Annotated in this window: 6 protein-coding genes; 5 read left to right on the top strand and 1 reads right to left on the bottom strand. The window is 43.0% G+C overall.

Going from position 1 to position 4,008, the window contains the following annotated elements:
- Positions 1–263 (bottom strand): hypothetical protein (locus A3766_RS02400; RefSeq protein ID WP_156508626.1); only part of this gene is annotated, 263 nt, incomplete at its 3' end.
- 287 nt (positions 264–550) lie between these two features.
- Between A3766_RS02400 and A3766_RS02395 the strand changes: the two genes are divergently transcribed.
- The 5 genes from A3766_RS02395 to A3766_RS02375 form a co-directional block, all read left to right on the top strand.
- On the top strand, positions 551–1,081 hold the full coding sequence (locus A3766_RS02395; protein WP_068513123.1) for an FHA domain-containing protein: 531 nt from the start codon (positions 551–553) through the stop codon (positions 1,079–1,081).
- A 117-nt stretch (positions 1,082–1,198) separates the two neighbouring features.
- Positions 1,199–1,510 carry a PilZ domain-containing protein gene (locus A3766_RS02390; protein WP_197475492.1) on the top strand — a complete coding sequence of 104 codons (312 nt, stop codon included), beginning with the start codon at positions 1,199–1,201 and terminating at the stop codon, positions 1,508–1,510.
- A 118-nt stretch (positions 1,511–1,628) separates the two neighbouring features.
- Positions 1,629–2,207: a DUF1456 family protein gene (locus tag A3766_RS02385; protein ID WP_068513119.1), complete on the top strand. Its 579-nt coding sequence runs from the start codon at positions 1,629–1,631 to the stop codon at positions 2,205–2,207.
- 194 nt (positions 2,208–2,401) lie between these two features.
- On the top strand, positions 2,402–3,526 hold the full coding sequence (locus A3766_RS02380; RefSeq protein WP_231882816.1) for a phosphoserine transaminase: 1,125 nt from the start codon (positions 2,402–2,404) through the stop codon (positions 3,524–3,526).
- A gap of 112 nt (positions 3,527–3,638) precedes the next feature.
- Positions 3,639–4,008 (top strand): LemA family protein (locus A3766_RS02375; RefSeq protein WP_197479212.1); only part of this gene is annotated, 370 nt, incomplete at its 3' end.

Genomic DNA, 4,008 nt, shown 5'->3' with positions numbered 1-4,008 from the left:
AGCAAATAGCTTATTTTATAGAAATGCTCCCCGACCGACTCTTGCTTCAAAAGTGCAAAGGAAAGCGGCTTGCCCTGACGTGCTTCAAGCATCTTCATATCGTGGGAGATCTTTTTGCCACGTTCCTCAAACTGCTCAGGACTGACGCCAATATAAGCAGACATAAGCGAATAAGCGCTGTCATATTCCGCTTGAACGACTTGGCTCATAAAGTAGTCACTGACTTTATTGATCTTATCTTTGCTGGCGAGAGGCTTGGCCAAACTTAGGCTGCTAAAAGTAATGAGTGATATGCAGCAGATTAATAAGCTGATTTGGCGCAAAGTGAGGTCCCCTATATTTAAGTAGTTAGTACTTTAGATTGTAGCAGAATGCTTAACTAGCGTCATTTGGCTGAGCTTCTTGGGTTTAAATAGTTCCTGGATTCATGCGCATTATTAAACTGACGATAGCGATCAAAGGGTGGGTAGCGGTAATGGACTTTTATTACCAATAACTTTGGTGCTCAGTTATGTGTTTTTCAGCATGGCTCTTATACTGAAGAAGTTTTATGTCGATTAATACTGAGTTTATTTTATGGCACTTTGGCACTTTGGCACTTTGGCACTGGAAAGGAAGTTTGGACGAAACTGGGGTGGTCAAGAAAATACCCATCACTAAGTTTCCCTTTGTTATTGGCAGAAATAAGTCAATTGATATGGTTGTTCTGCGCTCTGGTATTTCTCGTGAACATGCCGAGATAATAAGCAAAGACGGTCGCTTATTTTTGAGAGACCTTCAGTCTACTAATGGTACTTTTGTAAACAAGCAGCGTATTAATAGTGAGGTATTATTGACTCACAACACGGTTATTCATTTTGCTCAATTTGATTTTATTTTAATAGATTCGGAGCATAAGTCTTCGGATGATGAAATGTTAACTGTCGTGATGAATGTTGATGAGGCCTTAGGGCTTCATGACAAGGAGTTTGCGGGGCGCAATGTGCTTAACGCTCCACCTGCCACTAAAAGAAACAATAAGCCTAAAGTGCAGGTTATGGAGGAATCATCTCATGAGAATGTGAAAGCGCATGAAAGGTAGAGTGTTGAGGCACAAACTGAAGAATCACTTCAAAGTCAAAATGCCTTATCTAAGCCGCGAGTTCAGGGTGATGAAAAAGTTTTTATACAAGGGCAGTGGGATGATTCAAACAGGCGCTTGCATTCGCGTAGGGAGGTTCGCTGGCCGGTGCTTGTGACCTTAAAAAGTCAGCAGACGATCCAGTGTACAACGAAAGATCTGAGTGAAGCAGGGATTGCGTTGACCTCACCGGTAAGCATTCAAGAGCGGGCTTTGGTTAAAGTTGATATCAATGCATTCTATAAAGGTCGTCGTTACGATATTACAGCGCTAGGAACGGTAAGGCATTCACTTATTACACCTGATGGCTTTATTGTAGGTGTTCATATAAAGAGTAGTCACCCTAAAAGCAGTGAGTTTCTAACAAAGTTTTCTAATCGAACAATATAGTGCTGAAGCTAACGCGATTGGATTTGATGCTGAAGGGATTGTCTGCACGAAAATATGTTAGCCTGTTGTAATAATTTACGGCCCCGAGAAGATAGGGGCAATAACTTGCGAGACTGTTTTGACCAATAACTATATCCTTCGCCGCTTGCGCTATACCTTTGAATATAATGATCGACAAATGATTGCGCTGTGGGCCAGTGCAGAATGCGCTGTAACTCGAGAGCACATAAGTCAATGGCTAAAGAAAGACGATGATCCAGACTTCGTTAACTGTCCAGATAAAAAGTTTGCCAGTTTTCTCAATGGTATGATTAATAAGTTGCGTGGCAAGAAAGATGGTCCTCAAGCTTTGCCCGAAAGTCGTTTAAATAATAATATTATTTTGCGTAAGCTGAAGATTGCGCTGAACCTTCGAGACGATGATATTTGTGAGCTAATGGCATTAGGTGGCTATCGTGTCAGCAAATCCGAGTTGAGCGCATTCTTTCGTAAAGTAGGCCACAAACATTATCGTGAGCTGCAAGATCAAATGCTGCGCAAGTTTATTCAGGGCATGCAGCGAAAATACCGTGATAGCACAGATGCTGATGAGACTGCGGTTCCTGCATCTCCCGTCCATAGTAAGGAAGACTCAAACAGCGAAAGCGACCGAAATGTGAACAGTGCTATTTGGAATAAATCAAAAGCGGGTAAGTGACTTATTGACTGGTGGATATCGCGCTACCTCTTGAACGAAAAATACAGGGTTGTAGTGTTTTAAGGCCGCGGTCATTAATACAGTAAAAGCGATGATTAAAAAATAACAATCTACGTCAAGCCTTTACCCTAACAGCCCTAAAAATGATAGGATAGCGCAAATTTTTCTAATCTATTTAGTCAGAGATCAGCGCTGTGCCAATTCAAAAACCAAGCATTAAACCAAATAACCCAAACTTTTCATCAGGGCCTTGTAGTAAAAGGCCTGGTTATGACGTTAACCAGCTCCAATTAGATACCTTAGGTCGATCTCATCGCGCCAAGATTGGTAAGACAGCATTGGAAGCATGCTGTACTGAAACGGCGCGTTTATTGGGTTTGCCTGAAGGTTATCGAGTGGGTGTAGTACCGGGTTCTGATACCGGAGCAATGGAAATGGCGATGTGGTCGATGCTCGGTGCTCGTCCTGTCGATGTTTTTGCGTGGGAATCCTTCGGTAAAGGCTGGATAACCGACATTACAAAACAGCTGAAGTTGGATGATGTTTCTCTCTACGAAGCGGACTACGGTAAACTCCCTGATTTTTCTCAAGCTTCTTCTTCTCACGATATTGTATTTACCTGGAATGGCACGACTTCGGGTGTCAAAGTTGAAGACGCCAACTGGATAGCTGACGATCGTGAAGGTTTGACGATTTGTGATGCAACCTCGGCAGTGTTTGCCATGGATATGCCCTGGGAAAAACTGGACGTAATCACATTTAGCTGGCAGAAAGTACTTGGCGGTGAAGGTGCTCACGGCATGCTGATACTTAGCCCTCGAGCTGTCGAGCGCTTGGAAAGCTATACGCCACCTTGGCCAATGCCCAAATTATTCCGTATGACCAAGCCAGGGAAGTTGGTTGAAGGTATTTTTAAAGGTTCAACTATTAATACTCCGTCAATGCTTTGTGTTGCCGATTATTTAGATGCTTTATCCTGGGTTGATGGCTTGGGCGGGGTACCTGCTTTGATCAAGCGCTCAGAAGAGAATTTGGCTGCTGTTGAGCGTTTTGTTGACGCGCATGATTGGATTCACTTTTTGGCTGAAAATAAAAGTACTCGTTCCAATACAAGTGTTTGTTTGGTGCTAGACTTAGAAAAAGACGCACTGAAGAAGATGGTCGCATTGCTAGAGCAGGAAGGTGTAGCCTACGATATAGGCTCATATCGCGATGCTCCTGATGGCCTACGAATCTGGTGTGCAGGTACGATCGAGAGCAGCGACGTTGACGCGCTTATGCCTTGGCTTGAGTGGGCCTATCATAGCTCGCAAGCTTAAGTAAAAGATAGGAGCTAGGCGCTTAATGCGCCTATACTGTTTTTGCTTATAGGGATATCTCGATCAATTGAATATTGCACTGTAACTGGTGCGCCAAGTGACGGGATTAAATATGGATATCAGCAGTTTAGTAACAGCCTTCATTATCATTTTTGCGATTTTTTATATCATTCGTATTTTCAATACCTTGGTAGCTTTAAAAAATCGCTATCAAAACTCTTTCTCTCAAATTGAAGTTCAGCTTAAGCGTCGTTATGACTTGATTCCTAATCTAGTCGAGACGGCTAAGGCTTATCTAACACATGAGCGTGAAACGCTGGAAGCGGTTATATCGGCTCGTAATCAAGCTCTGGCAGGCCTTAAAGCAGCATCCGCTAATCCTTCTAGTGCGGGAGCGTTGCAGGAACTTGCTAAAAGTGAAGGTTTATTACAAAGTGCTTTAGGAAGTCTAAATGTGGCTGTAGAGGCTTATCCGGAACTGA

It is taken from the genome of Oleiphilus sp. HI0132 (genome assembly GCF_001635845.1).
Note: the sequence above shows the minus strand (reverse complement) of the source record. Positions and strands in the feature narration are given on the sequence as shown.